The organism is Pelobacter seleniigenes DSM 18267 (assembly GCF_000711225.1).
Taxonomy (GTDB): Bacteria; Desulfobacterota; Desulfuromonadia; order Desulfuromonadales; family Geopsychrobacteraceae; genus Seleniibacterium; species Seleniibacterium seleniigenes.
In genome coordinates this window covers 2,467,044-2,483,641 of the sequence record NZ_JOMG01000002.1, presented here as the reverse complement: position 1 = coordinate 2,483,641, position 16,598 = coordinate 2,467,044, and the positions used below count along the sequence as shown (strand labels likewise).

Genomic DNA, 16,598 nt, shown 5'->3' with positions numbered 1-16,598 from the left:
ACCGTCTCGAAAATAGTGAAAATCAGCCCAATTTCTCGTTATTTTGCTACCAGCTGCAGCGCCTCAGCGATCGAGATCGGCAAGGACAAAATCGACCGAACCCAGTACCGCAATCAGGTCGGCGAGCAGCTCACCCTCGCAGATCCAGGGAACCGCCTGCAGATGGGCAAAGGACGGCGTGCGGATCCGGCAACGATAGGCGCTGTTGCCGCCGTCACTGACCAGATAATAGCCGCACTCCCCTTTACTCGATTCGGTGGCCCGGTAGCACTCGCCCAGCGGCGGACAGATGCCGCTGCTGACATTGACAAAGTGGTGGATCAGACTTTCGATGTCATGCAGCCCGTCACGCCGTTGCGGATAGGCATAGCGGTAGTCGTCGGTCATCCAGCGGCCGCCCGGCATTTCAGCGGCAGCCTGCTGGACGATGCGCAATGACTGGCGGAGCTCTTCCATACGCACCAGATAACGGGCAAAACAGTCGCCTCCGTTGGCCGTGGCAACCTCGAAATCGAATTTTTCATAGCCGCTGTAAGGCATGGAGCGACGCAGATCCCAGTCTTTCCCGCAGGCGCGCAGATTCGGCCCGGAAAAACCCCAGTCCAGCGCTTCGGCCAGGGAGACGCTGCCGACCCCCTCGGTCCGGGCACGGAAAATCGGCCCGTCGGTGAGCATGCTGTCCAGCTCTTTGATGCGGCGGCCAAAATCCCCGGTAAATTTGTCGACCTGCTGCTTCCAGCCGTCGGGCAGATCGAGGGGCAGACCGCCGATCCGGAACCAGGATGGATGCATCCGCCCGCCAGTAATCATCTCGACAATATCGAAAATCTTTTCGCGCGATTCGAAACAGTAAAAAACCGGGGTCATTGCCCCCAGGTCATGGGCAAAGGTGCCGAGCCAGACCAGGTGATTGGCAATCCTGAACAGTTCGCAAAGCATCACCCGCACGTACTCCGCCCGGGTCGGGACCGCGATACCAAGCAGGGTTTCCAAAGAATGCAGGTAAGCCAGATTGTTCTGCACCCCGGAAAGGTAGTCGATCCGATCGGTATAGGGGATAAACTGAGACCAGTGCTGTCGTTCGCCGATCTTTTCCGCACCACGGTGATGATAGCCCAGATCGATATCGATGTCGGACAACTCCTCGCCGTGCATCCGCAGCACCAACCGCAGCACGCCATGGGTCCCGGGATGATGGGGTCCGAGGTTGAGCACCATGCTGCCGTCATCGGCGCCAGGCAGCGGCACCAGGCGATCCCCGGCCAGGGGTTCGTATTCCAGCGCGGTCTTGGCGACAAAGGGTGCCATCTCCGTGGCCCGCGACGGATGCTCCTTGCGCAACGGATGCCCCGGCCAGTCGGCCGGCATCAGAATCCGCCGCAGATCGGGGTGACCGGTAAAGGTAATCCCGAACATGTCATAGACTTCGCGCTCGTACCAGCCAGCAGACGGCCAAATCTTGACAATACTTGGAGCCTGGGGGAATTCACCCGTCAACGGCACTTTGATACGCAGGTAGCCGGGCGTGGCAAAATTGAGCAGGTGGTAAACCATGGTGAACTGATGGTCTGGACGGCTGCCGCGATAACGTTCATCCACCGCGGTCAAATCCTCGAGACGCTGATAGCCGGGTCGCAGCTCATGCTTGAGAAACTGCAGCAGCTCTGTCAACAGCTCGGGCGGACAGGTCAGCACCGGCATGTCCGCGGCCAACGGGTCGCGCTCGACCCGCCCGACAAAGCGCTCCGCGACCTCCCGGTAAAGCTGTTCGGTATTGGCCGGCATGGTCTGTACCGGTTGCGGTGGTCGCCAGCCTTTATGGCTGCGACTGTTACTGAAATCAGGGGGTTGCTGGGCAGTGCCGCGGATCGGGCTGTTGCCGTAGCCCGGACCGCGAGTGTCGCGGCTTTTGCTAATCCCGTCAATCAACGGGGGGACGCTGGTCCCTTCGCTGCCGCCGGGAAGATGAAAGACTTTGCGCGCCGGTTGCTCTTCGGCACTGATCTTCTTCTGTAGTTCGAGAATCCCCTGCAGAAAAGCCTCCGGTCGCGGCGGACAACCGGGAATATAGATATCAACCGGCAGGATCTGGTTGACCCCCTGCATGACGCTGTAGACATCATACATGCCGCCCGAATTGGCGCAACTACCCATGGCAATGACCCATTTGGGGTTGGGCATCTGCTCGTAGACCCGCAGGATGGAAGCGCCCATTTTTTTGAACGGGGTCCCGGAAATGATCATCACGTCCGATTCGCGCGGGGTTCCCCGCAGCACCTCGGCCCCGAACCGAGCCAGGTCGAAGCGCGGCGTCATACTGGTCATCATTTCGACAAAACAGCAGGACAGTCCGAAAAAAGCGGGCCAGAGGCTATGGCTACGCCCCCAGTTGATCAGATCGTCGGCCCGCGTCAGCAGCACTCCTTGTGGCAGCTTTTCACTCATCCGACTCTCCTGCGCTGGTCACGAACAGCTTGCGAGCCCCACTCCAGGCCACCCTTCTTCCATAAATAGAGCAGCCCCAGAAAGAGCACGACAATAAAAAAGGTAATTTGCCAAAACCCGGCCCAACCAAGCAGATCATAGGCGACCGCCCAGGAAACGACGAACACGGCCTCGACATCAAAGACGATAAAGAAGATGGCAACCAGGTAAAACGGCACCGGTTGGCGCAGGCGGGCATCCCCGGTGGGCAGAACCGCCGATTCGTAAGGAGCATCCTTTTCCTGCGAGTGGGTGCGACTGCCAAGAAACCGGGCCAGAATCATCAGTAGCAGAATCAGCCCGGTAGCAATCAGGACATACAGACCGAGGGAAATCAGCCCCTCAATATCCGGCGGCCCGGAATTGAACACAACTGCTGCGGTATCGGAAGCCACGGAGAAAACACCCCTTGCGCAGAAAATAAAGCAGAATATTTCAATTCAGAGAAACAAACATTCGGATACTACCACATATGTTTTCACCCAGAAAAGACGACTGGCAAAAAATTATCCCGTCGCGGGATGAAAACCTCATTCAATGCTAGCAGAAGCTTCGGAAATTGCCAGCCGTGCCAGCTCGTCGCAGCGCTCGTTTTCCGGATGGCCGGCATGCCCCTTGACCCAGCACCAATCGATCTGATGCTTTTCGGCCAGAGCCAGCAGCCGCTCCCACAGATCGCGGTTGGCAACATCCTCCTTCTTGGAATTCTTCCAGCCTTTTTTCTGCCAGCCGTCGATCCACTCGGTCATCCCTTTCACCAGATACTGGGAGTCGGTGGTCAGCCTGACCCGGCACGGCCGCTTCAATGCCTCCAAGCCGGTAATCGCCCCGAGCAGTTCCATGCGGTTGTTGGTGGTCTCGGCGGCATAGCCGGAGAGTTCTTTGACATGCTGGCCGGCACGCAGGATCGTCCCGAAACCGCCCGGGCCGGGGTTGCCGGAGCAGGCCCCATCGGAAAATATTTCAACAAGGTGACTATTCTGGGTCATCCATAGAGCCTTTTACATATAAAAACAGGGTTGCAGAAAGTCCTTCCCCGGACTTTTCAAAAAAAACATCGACAGCCAGTTCCCACCGTCAGGTTGTCAACCGTCTACCAAGCGATTGGGCAGCATAGGCGAAAAGCCTCCTGAAAGCAAACGCCCTGCCCCCCTTCCAGCGATTCACAGCGGTGCGGCATTTAACACTATTTAGCTGACCATTAACTGACCGCTGTGCTATAAATTCCCGCGCTTGTTAATTCCTCACCACCAAAACAGGGAGAAACCATGGACCGTAATGCTTTCCGGGCCGACCTGCTGCTCCTGCTGACGGCCGCTATCTGGGGCTTTGCATTTGTTGCCCAGCGGGTCGGCATGGACCATGTTGGACCCTTTACCTACAACGGCATCCGCTTTGCCATCGGCAGCCTGTCCCTGCTGCCGCTGATTATCCTGACTAAGCGCAAAGAACCGGCCGCTATACCCGGCGGTGACGCCAGAGCCATCCTGGTCGGCGGACTTATGGCGGGCATCATTCTTTTTGCCGGCGCGTCACTGCAGCAAGCCGGACTGGTTTATACCACGGCGGGAAACGCCGGCTTCATCACCGGCCTGTACGTCGTTATCGTGCCCCTGCTGGGGCTGTTCTGGAAACAGAACCCCGGCGCCGGAACCTGGATCGGCGCCATCCTGGCGGCCGTCGGGCTGTATTTTCTCAGTGTGAGCGACGGTCTCAGCAGCATCTCCTTCGGCGATCTGCTGGTGTTGCTGAGCGCTTTTTTCTGGGCCGGGCACGTCCTGCTGATCGGCTGGCTGGCCCCAAAAATGAACTCCCTAAAACTGGCCTCGGCCCAGTTTGCCATTTGTGCCCTGTTCAGCCTGCTGGTTGCGGCGGGCACAGAGGTTATCAGTTGGGCCGGCATCCTCCGCGCCACCCTGCCCATTCTCTACGGCGGGCTCTTTTCCGTCGGCATTGCCTACACCCTGCAGGTGGTCGCACAACGCCACGCTCATCCGGCGCATTCCGCGATCCTGCTCAGCCTGGAAGGCGCCTTTGCCGCCCTTGGCGGCTGGTTACTGCTGGATGAAGTCCTGACCGGGCGGGCGCTGCTCGGCTGTGCACTGATGCTGGGCGGAATGCTGCTGTCGGAATTGTCGGGCTACCTGTTCAAGAACGGCAACAAAAACTCTCCCTTCAAGGAAACACCCACTCCCTGACCAGCGTGCCGACAATTCAGGGCAGCTCCAGTTCCGGGTACTCGACGGTCTCACCGCCCGGGGTTTGAATCAGCAGCCGGCCACCCTCACGCTTGATGTACTCGGGCAACACCGGCACCTTCCCCTTGCCCCCCGGCAAATCGACCACGTAATAGGGGGACGCCAGCCCGGAAACCGGTCCGCGCAGGGATTTGATGATCTCTAGGCCGCGGCTCAGCGGAGTTCGAAAATGACCGGTGCCACGAGTCAAGTCCATGTGATGGAGATAGTAAGGACGGACCCGCATCTTCAGCAGCCCCCGGAACAGCTCGGCGATCACCACCGGATCGTCATTGACCCCGCGCAGCAGAACGGTCTGGTTGCCCAACATGATCCCGGCATCGGCCAGCCGGGCACAAGCCTGAGCTGCCTGTTCGGTCAACTCCAGGGGATGATTGAAATGGGTGTTGAGATAGAGCGGCGGATATTTTCTGAGCAGCTGGCAAAGATTATCTGTGATCCGCTCCGGCAGCGTCACCGGCACCCGGCTCCCGATCCGGATGATCTCGACATGGGGAATCGCATGAACCCGGGCCAGCAGGTCCTCGAGCACGGAATCGGGCAGCACCAGGGGATCCCCGCCGGAAAAAATCACATCGCGAATCTGCGGGGTGGCCGCGATATAGTCGATCCCCTCGCGCAGCTCGCGGAAACTGAGGGCCATATTAGCGCAGCCAACCTTACGTTTGCGGGTGCAGAAGCGGCAATAACCGGCACAGCTTCCCGAGGCCAGGAACACCACCCGATCCGGGTAGCGGTGGACAACCGCCGGAACAGGGGCCAGATTTTCCTCGGCCAGCGGATCTTCAAAACCACTATCGGTCAATTCCAGGGGATCGGGAATGCATTGCTTCCAGATCGGATCGCCGACCGCGGTGATCAGGCTGAAATAATAGGGAGTGACCCGAAATGGGTAGCGGGCCGCGACCTCTTCCAACGCCGCCGTGTCAACGGCAAAATAATTCCCCAGTTGAGCAACACTCGAAATGCTGTTTTTCAGTGCTTCCTGCCAAGCTTCCCGGGCCATTATTCAGCCTCCAGCGGGCGCTGCAGACAACGCAGAGCCCAGGTCGCCAGCAACAGCACCAACAGTCCCAGATCCCTCAGCAGGGCCAGTCCGGGGCCGGTCGGGTTGGCCGCATCGGGCCGAAAACAGCCGCAATCGATATCCAATCCCCGCACCAGAGCGGAACTGAGCGCCACGATAAAAATCAGGTTAAGAATAAACAGCGCCAATACCGCCGGTCGCACCCGTCGATTGAGCAACAACAGGATACCGCAGAGCAGCTCAAGGTAGGGCAGAATCGCCGCCACCAGGTAATTCCAGGCATAGGGCAGCAGCTGGTAATGAGCAATCTGCCCGGCAAAGCCGACCACGTTATGGGCTTTGAGCGCACCGGCATAGATAAAGACCGCCGCCAGGATCAACCGACAGGCGTGATAGATGGTCTTTCCGGCCCGGGTCATTGTCCTGCTCCTTCCAGCGAACGGCCCGCATCCCGCCATTCCGGAACGCCACCTTCATAAACCAGAACATCCTGATAACCGACCGCCAGCAGCAGCACACCGAGATCAAAGGAATCCGGGCAGCCGAACCCGCTGCAATAGGTGATCAACGTCGTCGTCAGCGGAATTTTGGCGGTGAACCCGGCGTGGAGCTGGGAAAAATCGCCCAGCGGCAAAGAGACCGCACCGGGCAGGTGTCCGGCGGCAAAGGCGACGCTGTTGCGGGCATCCACCAGAACGGCGCCGTCGCCCAGGAGCTCATCGAGTTCGTCCAGGGCGACCGGCACCGGCAAGGCGGCCGGTTCCTGGGCCGTTCCCGCCTGCGGCTGGTCATTGCCGGCGACGACCCCTGCCGTGGAGACCGCCTTACCGGAAAAGGCATTAAAAACAATTTTAAAATTCAGGCTGAGCCCCACAGCGACGGCGAGAACACCCAACACCACCGTTTCCAACAGAATTCTGCGCAGGGCCGGCCCACCCCAAAATCTATTCATCGGGAGACTCTTCCAAATCCGGTGACAGGTTTTCAACCATGCTCTTCAGCCGCTGGTTGTCCCTCTGCAATTGATCTATGCGCAGATGACACTCAGCGACAATATCGTTCAACTCATCCAGCAGCCGGGACTGATGCGTGAAACGTATTTCCAGCTCGTTCAAGCGCTCGACAAGTTCGTCATTCATCGATTTATTGTTTTCCAAAATGCCTCTCCCCTTGGGATATGCAGACTTAGCCAGCCTTTATGAATATTGCCGGCAACCTGATATATAGCGCCTGATCCGACTGCTGCCAACCGCATTTTCTTTTTTTGCCATCAGATTTACAAATTTTTCCAGATTGGGTAGACTGGGAACGCCGTTTATATTCGTCCATGACAATTAATTCGTTGGCATCCGAAAACTCTGGATGCCAACGAACTAAGTTTTCAGATTGGAAACGAGCAATTTTTCGTTGTGGCAAGGACATCAAGGGCTTATGCGGAGGCGTAATTCTTTACGCCGCACAAATAAGCCCGCAGATTGACCCCGCCACGGCGGAAAAGGGCCGTTTCCGGATGACAACTAATTAAATTTTCGTGCTGAGAGGGATCCTGTGTCGTTCAGAGTACTAATCTCCGCCTTCCTGATAGCCTTGTCCCTGACGAATATCTGTTCAGCAGCCGACGGCAAAGTCGAATTACTGGAACAGTTGGGAAAAAAAATCCCCCTTGATCTGGAATTCACCGATTCCGACGGTTCCCAGCTGCAATTGAAGCAGCTGATCAACCAACCAACCGTGCTGGTGCCGGTCTACTTCAATTGTCGCAACGTCTGCAATGTCATGCTCGGCGGTCTGTCGGCAGTACTGCCCGATGTCAAACTCACCCCCGCTAAAGACTATAATGTCATTGCCTTCAGCTTCGATCCCAGCGAAACCCCGGCCATGGCGGCCCATAGTAAAAAAACCTTTCTGACTGCCATGCAGTCTCCCACCTTTCCACCGCAGGCCTGGCGGTTTCTCACCGGCAAGCAGGAGAACATTCTCAAACTGACCGACAGCCTCGGCTATTATTTCATGAAGGAAAAAGACGACTTCCTCCACCCGGTTGCAGCGGTGGTGGTTTCGGCCGACGGTACTATCATTCGCTACCTGATCGGTCAACGCTTTTCCGCCATCGACCTGTCCATGGCCATCCTCGAAGCCAGCGAAGGGCGCATCGGCAAGCCGCTGCAAAAAGCCCTGCAGTTCTGTTTCAGTTACGATCCGGAAGGGCGTAAATATGTCTTCAATCTGATGCGCGTCAGCGCCACGGTCATCCTGTTAACCTTAGGCAGCTTTTTGCTTTTTCTTATCCTCGGCGGGAGAAAGAAGAAAAAATGACACAATCGACCCTGACCTATAACGGATTTTACAGTGAAAGTCCAAGACCGGGAATCCTTGGCTGGCTGTTGTCGACCGACCATAAACGAATCGGCATCATGTATTTGTGCTGTATCACCACCATGTTTATTGTCGGCGCCTGCCTGGGGATCGCCATCCGCCTGGAACTGATTGCGCCGGGGCCGACCATCATGGGACCGCAGACCTACAACGCCACCTTCACGGTTCACGGGATTATCATGATTTTCATGTTTATCATCCCAAGCGTGCCGGCTGCCTTCGGCAACCTGGTGCTGCCGATCCAGATCGGCGCCCGGGATGTCTCCTTCCCGAAAGTGAACCTGATTTCCTGGTACTGTTACGTGATCGGCGCGGTGCTCGCGCTGTTTTCCATCTTTACCGGTACCGGCGCCCCGGACACCGGCTGGACCTTCTATGTCCCCTTCAGCACCCACACCAATACCAACGTCAGCCTCGCCGCGTTTGCGGCATTCATGCTCGGGTTCTCGTCCATCCTGACCGGGATCAACTTCGTTACCACCATTCATCGACTCCGCGCCAAAGGGATGACCTGGGGCCGCCTGCCGATGTTCGTCTGGACCCTTTATGCCACGGCCTGGATCCAGGTCTTGGCCACACCGATGCTCGGCATCACCCTGGTGCTGGTGATCCTGGAACGAACCTTCGGCGCCGGACTGTTCGACGCCGCCCGCGGCGGGGACCCGATCATGTTCCAACACCTGTTCTGGATCTACTCCCACCCGGCGGTTTACATTATGATCCTGCCGGGGATGGGGGTGATTTCCGAGGTCATCCCGGTGTTTGCCCGCAAGCCCCTGTTCGGTTACTGGGCCATGGCCTTCTCGTCCCTGGCCATTGCCTTTGCCGGCTCCCTGGTCTGGGCTCATCACATGTACGCCAGCGGCATGAGCGACTTTGCGATCCTGGTTTTCTCCTTCCTGACCTTTATTGTCGCCATCCCCAGCGCCATCAAGGTCTTCAACTGGGTGTCGACCCTCTACAAGGGTTCCATCGAACTGGCACCGCCCATGCTCTATGCCCTCTCCTTTATCTTCAACTTCTCCATCGGCGGTTTGGGCGGTTTGGCCCTTGGTGCCGCGGCCAGCGATATCCATCTGACCGACACCACCTTTGTGGTCGGCCATTTTCACTACACCATGTTCGGCGGCCTGGGCTTCGCCTTCTTTGCCGCGCTGCATTACTGGCTACCGAAATTTACCGGCCGCATGTACAACCACAAGATCGCCGTGATTGCCTGGGCACTGCTGTTTGTCGGCTTCAATGTCACCTACATGGCCATGCAGGCGGTCGGCATTCAGGGAATGCCCCGCCGCTACTATGACTATCTGCCCGAGTTTTTCCCGCTCAACCTGGTCTCCACCATCGGCTCCTGGGTGCTGGCCATCGGCCTGATCATGATGTTCGTCAACCTCTGGCAGGGGATGAGAAAAGGGCCAGTCGTCGGCAAAAACCCCTGGGGTGCAGCAACTCTGGAATGGACTGTTCCTTCCCCGCCGCCCATGGACAACTTCGGCCCGGACGATCCGGTCGTCACCCGCGGTCCGTATGAATTCAAAGGAGTTGTAGCCGATGAGTATTGAACACCGCGACGATACCGGTGCCCGCTTCGGCATGTGGCTGTTCCTGTACACCGAAGTCATTCTGTTCAGCGGGCTGTTCATCCTCTACGCGGTGTCGCTGGCGAAGTTCCCGGTTCAGTTTGCCGAAGCCAGCCACAAACTGAATATTTATTTCGGTACCGTAAACACCCTGGTTCTGCTCACCAGCAGTCTGACCATAGCCTTAGCCATCACCGCCATCCAGCGCAATCAGATCAAGCGGACCCTGCTGCTCAGCGCCATGACCATTGCCCTGGCCCTGGTGTTCCTGATCAATAAATATTTCGAATGGTCGGCAGAGATCGGTCACGGGATTTATCCCGGCTCCGAGCATCTGGCGGAGATGGGGCCGGGCGTTACAACCTTTTTCAATCTGTATTATTTTACGGCTGGTCTGCACGGTCTGCATGTCCTGATCGGGGGAACGCTGATCAGTATTGTTTCCATCATGGTCGCGAAAGGGAAAGTCACTGCTGAGCGCTATACCCTGCTGGAGAACAGCGCCCTGTACTGGCACCTGGTCGACCTGGTCTGGATCTTCCTGTTCCCGCTTTATTATCTGATTCTGTGAGGTGAGCCATGTCTGCACATGAACATGAGCATAAACATGAACCGGTTCCCAACCGGACCTTCATTCTGGTGTGGGTGGCCCTGCTGGCCCTGACCCTGGCCACCGTGGCGATCTCCAGGATCCATCTCGGCGCTCTGCATGTCTGGGCCGCGCTGTTCATTGCGTCCATCAAATCGAGCCTGGTCATTTTTATTTTCATGCATCTGAAACAGGAAACCCGCCTGTTCAAGATCGGCCTGCTGGTCATGCTTGTGATTCTGGCTATTTTTGTCGGCCTGACTTTTACCGATATCCTTTATCGCTAGGAGAGATCTGTGAACCAGCTGAATAACCCCACTGCCCAGGCTGTCGATAATACGCTGATCTATATCTTCGGTTTTTCCCTGCTGCTGCTGCTGGGGATTACCCTGGTGACCATCTATTTCGTCATCAAGTACCGGCGTTCGAAATATCCTGAGCCAACCTCCGATGCCCACGGCAGCTGGATTCTGGAAACCGTCTGGACGGTTTTACCGATTATCATCGTCATGACCATGTTCTGGTACGGCTGGACCAATTACATCGGTCTGACCCAGGTCCCTGACAATGCCATGGAAGTCAAGGCCACGGCGCGCATGTGGTCATGGCAGTTCGAATACCCGGACGGTCGCAAGACCGATAAGCTTTATGTTCCGGTCGACAAGCCGGTCAAGGTGCTGCTCCATTCGGCCGATGTCATTCATAGCTTTTTTGCGCCGGCGTTTCGGATCAAAAAGGATTGTGTCCCGGGCATGGAAACCTATGTCTGGTTCAAGGCGACGGAACCGGGCAGTTATGATGTTCAATGTGCCGAATATTGCGGGGTTGGCCACGCTGCCATGCTGACCACCATTGAAGTCCTGCCGGCCGCGGAATATGCCGATTGGGCTAAACCGCAGCAAGCGGACCAAGAGCCGCGTGGCCTGACGGTGTTGAATGAGCAGGGTTGCATCGGCTGTCACAGTCTTGACGGCAGCGACGGGGTCGGACCGAGCCTGTACCAACTGGCCGGCAAAGAGCAGGAAGTGGAAAAAGACGGGAAAAGTATCGAAATCAAAATTGATGCGGACTACCTGAAACGGTCCATCCGTGAGCCGAATGCGGAGATCGTCGAAGGGTTCCAGCCGATGATGCCGGCCTATGACCAGAGCACCATCAATGACGCGGATCTGCAAGCCGTGGTCGACTACCTGCTCGGCAAAGCCACTGCGGCAAAGGCAGGCCCCGACGGCGCAACGCTGATCAAAGAAAACGGCTGTCTCGGTTGTCACTCCACTGATGGCAGTGAAAGCATCGCGCCCACTTTCAAGGGTCTGGGCGGTCGGCAAGTGACCGTGGAAAGCGACGGCAAGGAGATTACCATCACGGTTGATGCCGATTATCTGCGCCGCTCCCTGCTCAAGCCGAATGCAGATATCGTCAAAGGCTTTTCACCGATGATGCCGGCGGCCGACAATCTCAGCCCGGAAGAGATTGATGCCATCGTCAATTACCTGTTGAAACAGTAGCGGGGAGGCAGCGTGCCGAATTCGATCATCAACCGACCGCGATCAGTTTCGAGCGCAACCATCCAGACCGGGTTCAAAACCCTCAGGCTGCTGTTTCGGATTGAGCTGTCGGCGATGGTGGCCCTCTCGGCACTGGCCGGGTATCTGTTTGGCGATGGCCTCTGGGGACACCAGATCCTGCTGGTGGTCGGCGGAGTCGGCCTGCTGGCCGGAGGCTGCTCGGCCCTCAACCAGTGGCAGGAGCAGGATCTGGATGTCACCATGCTGCGCACCCGCAACCGCCCCTTGCCCACCGGCACCCTGACTCCGGCCGGCGCATTACTGCTGGCGGCGCTGACCATCAGCAGCGGTGCGCTGCTGCTTAATGCCCTGGCCGGCAGTCTGCCGCTGTTACTGGGGATCCTGGCGGTCATCTGGTACAACGCCATCTACACCCCGCTCAAGCGGATCACTCCGTTCGCCGCCATTCCCGGCGCGGTCTGCGGGGCTTTGCCGCCGCTGATCGGCTGGACCGCGGCCGGCGGGGAACTGTTCAGCCAAAAACCGCTGATTCTCGCCGGCACCTTGTTTGTCTGGCAAATTCCCCACACCTGGCTGCTGCTCTGTCGTTACCGTGACGATCTGCGGCGCAGTGGCCTGCCCGACCTGTTCAAAACCATTGCCACGCAGCGCTTGCTGAAAATCAACAATTGCTGGCTCGCAGCCCTGTTTCTCTGTTACCTGTTGTTTCCCCTGTTTGGCTTCATCCGCCACGCCACCCTCTCCACCCTGTTTCTGGGCGGGCTCGGTCTGCTCCTGGTGCTCATGCTGGGAGAGCAGCGCCGCATCAGCCGAACCGGCTCGGTGCAACGCGCCTTTCACTTGACCAATATCTCCATGGCCCTCCTGCTCACGGTCCTGATTCTGGACAGATTCTTCAGCGGATAAGCGTCTTCCCCTTGCAAACCGGTATCAGATCAGGCACTCTTTCGGTAAACTAAAAAGAATAAGCGTTGCTGACAGCGCTTCAGCTTTTTGCACAGGAGGAGATATGCCTTATTTTGCTTTGACGATTATCGGCCGGGATCGCCCCGGGATCGTTTCCCAGGTCACCGAGATCCTTTACCAGCTGGGTTTCAATATCGCGGATTCCAGCTGTTCCATCCTCGGCGGACAGTTTTCCATGATCCTGATCATCTCCAGCCCCGATATGCAGGCGGGCGAGGATTTCAGCGCGGCCTTTGCTCCCCTGGAGGACAACAACCTGTCGGTTTTTATTCGCACCCTCAAACCGGGCGGCGAGATCCGGCCCGATCTGCATGGTGAAAGCTGCATGATCTCGGTGTACGGTTCGGACAAACCGGGCATTGTTTTCCAGGTCGCCAAGGAACTGGGCGACCACGGCATCAATATCACCGACCTGAATACCAAACTGATCGGCGATGAGCAAAATCCGGTCTATGTGATGATGCTCGAGGCCCTGCTCCCGGAAGGAATCGAGCTGCAGGAACTGGAAAGCTGGATGAAAACCCTTAAACAGAAACTCCAGGTCGATATCTCGGTTCGTTCGCTGGTGACAATGGAGCTGTAAATGGCGGTCAAGGAAGTTCTGGTCTACCCCGATCCACGGCTCAAGGAAGTCTGCGCACCGATTACTGAATTTGACGATTCCGTTTCCCTCCTGCTGGAAGACCTGGTTGATACCATGGTTGCCGCCGGGCATTCCGTCGGCGTTGCCGCCTCTCAGATCGGCGAACTGCGCCGCGCCGTAGTGGTGGACGTGTCCCACAGCAAGCTTGGCCAGAAGCAGGAAAATCATGGCCTGATGCAGATGGTCAACCCCGAAATCATTCAGCGCGAGGGACATCAGATCGTGCGGGAAGGCTGTATGTCGGTTCCCGACTACACCGGCAACGTCGACCGGGCGGAAACGATCGTTGTCCAGTTTACCAATGAAAATCGCCATCGGCAGGTCATCCGTTGCGAAGGATTTGAAGCAGTGGCGGTTCAGCACGAACTCGACCACCTTGACGGCTACCTGTTCCTGGACCGGGTTTCCAGTTTAAAAACCGATCTGTTCAGGAGAAAGCAGCGCAAATAGCTGAGAATCGCCGGCAACCGGAAGCGAGATGAGTGAAAAAAACGTCCATTCACATCTGATCTAAAGGGTTTCGAGCATGGCAAACGGACAGAACAGCCACTTTGATGTCATTGTGATCGGCAGCGGCCCCGGCGGAGAAGGTGCGGCCATCAAACTGGCCAAGGCGGGGAAAGCCGTTGCTGTCATTGAACGCTATCCGCTGGTCGGCGGGGGTTGCACCCACTTGGGAACCATCCCCAGCAAGGCGCTGATCCATGTTGTCCAGCAGTATACCGAAAGAAAAAACAACCAGCTGTTCGGTAGACTCCACTGCCCGGGCAAAGTCGAATGCCGGGACATCATGGCCGCGGTGGACGCGGTGGTCAATCAACAGGTCGAGGACCGGCAGGGCTTTTACGAACGCAACGACATCGAAGTGATCGAAGGCGAAGCCGCGTTCAAGGATCCCCACACCCTGATCGTCACCAATGCCCAGGGCAGCTGCCAGCTGCTGAGTGCGGATTATTTCGTCATTGCCACCGGCTCCCACCCGTATCGCCCGGACGATGTCCCCTTCGACGGCCAGCGAGTGGTCGACAGTGACACCATCCTCAACATGCAGGAACTACCCGGCACCATGACCGTCTACGGCGCCGGAGTGGTCGGCAGCGAATATGCCTCGGCCTTTAAAAACCTCGGCATCAAGGTCAACCTGGTCAATACCCGCAAACGCCTGCTGGAATACCTGGACGAAGAGATCAGCAACGCCCTCAGTTATCATATGCGCGACATCCAGGGGATCGTCATCCGTCAGGACGAGGAATACGAGCGGGTCGAAACCAATGCCGACGGGGTGGTGCTGCATCTGAAGACCGGCAAAATCATCAAGTCGGACATGCTGCTGTGGGCCAACGGGCGAACCGGCAATTCAGCCGGCCTGGGGCTGGAGGAATTGGGCATTGCGGTCAACCACCGCGGCAATGTCACCGTCAACGAAGCCTACCAGACTGCGCTGCCGCACATTTACGCCGTCGGCGATATCGTCGGCTTCCCCAATCTGGCCAGTGCGGCTTACGACCAGGGCCGGTTTGCCGGCACCCACATCGCCGAAGGCAAATGCGAAGCGCAGCTGATCAGGGACATTCCCACCGGCATTTACACCACCCCGGAAATCAGCTGCATCGGTGGTACCGAGCAGGAGCTGACCGAGCGACGGGTCCCCTATGAAGTCGGCCACTCCTTCTTTCGCCATCTGGCCAGGGGACAGATCACCGGTCACAAGGCCGGAGTGCTCAAGCTGCTCTTTCATCGCGAGACCCTGGAGATCCTCGGCATCCACTGCTTCGGCCACAATGCCGCCGAAATCCTTCACATCGGTCAGGCGATCATGGCCCAACCCAAGCCATACAACACGCTGAAGTATTTCATCAACACCACCTTCAACTATCCAACCATGGCCGAAGCCTACCGGGTCGCGGCGCTAAACGGCTTCAATCGCCTGTAAAACGCATCGGGCCGCTTCGAATGGCGTTCCTTTAAGCAACTTCGCAGTAAACTCGGGACTGTCCCCAGGGTCATCGGGGGCTGTCCCAAGAGTTTGCGAGCCATGAAACTATACCGATTAGCACCGCAAAGACCTGGGACAGCCCCCGTGCGGGGACAGTCCCGGTTTTGCTGCCATCTACTCTTAAATGAGCGCCATTCGAGGCAGCCCGGCCAATAAGTCATCGAGCAGACTATTGAAAAAAACCGACAGAGCCCACGGATAGACTATCAAAATTGATGGCAAGCTAGCTCACTCATTGATTTTGTGAGTTGGGAAAAGCGCATTTTTCTCCATCGAGCTTGAAAAAGCTCCAGAACGGACTTTTTCGCCAACAGCCACCCGCTCAAGGCTGAAAGCGGCTGACCCGAGCCGGACCCCGCTGTATCGGTCGCTGATACTGCACGGCCGGTTTGCCGAACACCATCACATAGCCGAGCTTGTGGTCAGCCGGGATGCCGAGCCGCTGCTGCAAACCCGGAGCGATCGCTTCAAGCAGCCATTTCATCATCCCGTCCCAGACCGCACCGACCCCCTGGCTTTGGGCATACAGCTCAAAGTAGGACAGGGCGATAAACCCGTCCGCTTCGGGACAGATGCTGTCCGGCCCGCTGGAAACAGCCAGCAGGTGCGGAGCGCCGCGAAACAGGATATCGCTGCCGTCCTCCTGCCAGCGCCGGGCAATGGTGCCGAAATGGGCCAGCCGCTCGGGCAGTTGCCCGGCCGCCAGGACTTTCCCCAACTCGGCGTAGACCTCGTTGCGAAATACGGCCAGGGCATCCTTGTCGTCAATGACATGGAATTGCAGACTCTGCCGGTTGACCCCGGTCGGCGCATGCCAGGCAACCTCAAGCAGCTGCTCCAGCAAGGCCGGTTCCAGATTTTCATCCCGATACTGCCGCACCGAGCGCCGCCCTTTGATCAACGCCTCCAACTGTTGCGGTGCCGGCCAGGTTTCCGCCAACGGCCGGCCGGTCACGGGCTGATGGCCAAAGATGGAGAGTGCCGCAGTCGGGCAAACCGCCAGGCAGTGTTGACAGCGGATGCACTTGCCTTCATCAGCCGGGGCAATGGCGGGCAGACCGCTGGTTAAGGAAATGATTTTGGCCGGGCAGTCCTGGGCACAGGAACCACAGCGCGTACAAAGGTTGTTATCAATCGTCAACTGAAGCAT

General features: G+C 57.6%; 18 protein-coding genes. 10 read left to right on the top strand and 8 right to left on the bottom strand.

Features of this window, described 5'->3' with window-relative positions:
- Window positions 1–63: 63 nt before the first annotated feature.
- From N909_RS0114165 to rnhA, 3 genes are all read right to left on the bottom strand, one after another.
- Window positions 64–2,445 (bottom strand): NADH-quinone oxidoreductase subunit B/C/D, encoded by a 2,382-nt coding sequence (locus N909_RS0114165; RefSeq protein WP_029916234.1) that lies wholly within the window; start codon window positions 2,443–2,445, stop codon window positions 64–66.
- Window positions 2,442–2,879, bottom strand: coding sequence for an NADH-quinone oxidoreductase subunit A (locus N909_RS0114160; RefSeq protein ID WP_036683201.1), 438 nt, complete (start codon window positions 2,877–2,879; stop codon window positions 2,442–2,444). Before N909_RS0114160 ends, N909_RS0114165 begins: the two co-directional genes overlap by 4 nt.
- A 135-nt stretch (window positions 2,880–3,014) precedes the next feature.
- Complete coding sequence (rnhA, locus tag N909_RS0114155; protein ID WP_029916224.1) at window positions 3,015–3,473, bottom strand: ribonuclease HI; 459 nt, start codon at window positions 3,471–3,473, stop codon at window positions 3,015–3,017.
- Between the two features lie 279 nt (window positions 3,474–3,752).
- Here rnhA and N909_RS0114150 point away from each other — a divergent pair, with 279 nt between their 5' ends.
- Complete coding sequence (locus tag N909_RS0114150) at window positions 3,753–4,682, top strand: DMT family transporter (protein ID WP_051689775.1); 930 nt, start codon at window positions 3,753–3,755, stop codon at window positions 4,680–4,682.
- Between the two features lie 16 nt (window positions 4,683–4,698).
- Here the strand turns inward: N909_RS0114150 and N909_RS0114145 are convergent, their stop codons facing one another.
- The 4 genes from N909_RS0114145 to N909_RS0114130 are packed head-to-tail and all read right to left on the bottom strand — an operon-like array spanning window position 4,699 to window position 6,926.
- Window positions 4,699–5,748 (bottom strand): KamA family radical SAM protein, encoded by a 1,050-nt coding sequence (locus tag N909_RS0114145; RefSeq protein ID WP_029916221.1) that lies wholly within the window; start codon window positions 5,746–5,748, stop codon window positions 4,699–4,701.
- The gene (locus tag N909_RS0114140) at window positions 5,748–6,188 is read right to left on the bottom strand and encodes a MauE/DoxX family redox-associated membrane protein (RefSeq protein WP_029916219.1); all 441 of its coding nucleotides are present in this window, start codon (window positions 6,186–6,188) and stop codon (window positions 5,748–5,750) included. Before N909_RS0114140 ends, N909_RS0114145 begins: the two co-directional genes overlap by 1 nt.
- Complete coding sequence (locus tag N909_RS0114135) at window positions 6,185–6,721, bottom strand: rhodanese-like domain-containing protein (protein ID WP_029916217.1); 537 nt, start codon at window positions 6,719–6,721, stop codon at window positions 6,185–6,187. The genes N909_RS0114140 and N909_RS0114135 overlap by 4 nt, the downstream gene beginning before the upstream one ends.
- On the bottom strand, window positions 6,714–6,926 hold the full coding sequence (locus N909_RS0114130) for a SlyX family protein (protein ID WP_029916216.1): 213 nt from the start codon (window positions 6,924–6,926) through the stop codon (window positions 6,714–6,716). The genes N909_RS0114135 and N909_RS0114130 overlap by 8 nt, the downstream gene beginning before the upstream one ends.
- A gap of 391 nt (window positions 6,927–7,317) precedes the next feature.
- Here N909_RS0114130 and N909_RS0114125 point away from each other — a divergent pair, with 391 nt between their 5' ends.
- The 9 genes from N909_RS0114125 to sthA all read left to right on the top strand — a co-directional run bounded on the left by N909_RS0114125 (window position 7,318) and on the right by sthA (window position 15,385).
- Window positions 7,318–8,085, top strand: coding sequence for an SCO family protein (locus N909_RS0114125; protein WP_155005943.1), 768 nt, complete (start codon window positions 7,318–7,320; stop codon window positions 8,083–8,085).
- A complete protein-coding gene (locus N909_RS0114120) occupies window positions 8,082–9,707 on the top strand; it encodes a cytochrome c oxidase subunit I (RefSeq protein WP_029916212.1) in 1,626 nt (541 codons plus the stop codon). Before N909_RS0114125 ends, N909_RS0114120 begins: the two co-directional genes overlap by 4 nt.
- Complete coding sequence (locus tag N909_RS0114115) at window positions 9,697–10,296, top strand: cytochrome c oxidase subunit 3 family protein (RefSeq protein ID WP_029916210.1); 600 nt, start codon at window positions 9,697–9,699, stop codon at window positions 10,294–10,296. The genes N909_RS0114120 and N909_RS0114115 overlap by 11 nt, the downstream gene beginning before the upstream one ends.
- A gap of 8 nt (window positions 10,297–10,304) precedes the next feature.
- Window positions 10,305–10,601 (top strand): cytochrome C oxidase subunit IV family protein, encoded by a 297-nt coding sequence (locus N909_RS0114110; protein ID WP_029916209.1) that lies wholly within the window; start codon window positions 10,305–10,307, stop codon window positions 10,599–10,601.
- A gap of 9 nt (window positions 10,602–10,610) precedes the next feature.
- Entirely contained in the window at window positions 10,611–11,822 is a 1,212-nt protein-coding gene (gene coxB / locus N909_RS0114105; protein WP_029916208.1) for a cytochrome c oxidase subunit II, read from the top strand.
- Between the two features lie 12 nt (window positions 11,823–11,834).
- Window positions 11,835–12,749 carry a protoheme IX farnesyltransferase gene (locus N909_RS24720; RefSeq protein ID WP_051689773.1) on the top strand — a complete coding sequence of 305 codons (915 nt, stop codon included), beginning with the start codon at window positions 11,835–11,837 and terminating at the stop codon, window positions 12,747–12,749.
- 103 nt (window positions 12,750–12,852) lie between these two features.
- Window positions 12,853–13,392 carry a glycine cleavage system transcriptional repressor gene (locus tag N909_RS0114095; protein ID WP_029916206.1) on the top strand — a complete coding sequence of 180 codons (540 nt, stop codon included), beginning with the start codon at window positions 12,853–12,855 and terminating at the stop codon, window positions 13,390–13,392.
- Complete coding sequence (def, locus tag N909_RS0114090) at window positions 13,393–13,902, top strand: peptide deformylase (RefSeq protein ID WP_029916204.1); 510 nt, start codon at window positions 13,393–13,395, stop codon at window positions 13,900–13,902.
- A 76-nt stretch (window positions 13,903–13,978) separates the two neighbouring features.
- Window positions 13,979–15,385, top strand: a complete 1,407-nt coding sequence (gene sthA, locus N909_RS0114085) for a Si-specific NAD(P)(+) transhydrogenase (protein WP_029916202.1) — start codon at window positions 13,979–13,981, stop codon at window positions 15,383–15,385.
- A gap of 385 nt (window positions 15,386–15,770) precedes the next feature.
- Here the strand turns inward: sthA and N909_RS0114080 are convergent, their stop codons facing one another.
- On the bottom strand, window positions 15,771–16,598 hold the full coding sequence (locus N909_RS0114080; protein WP_029916200.1) for a nitroreductase family protein: 828 nt from the start codon (window positions 16,596–16,598) through the stop codon (window positions 15,771–15,773).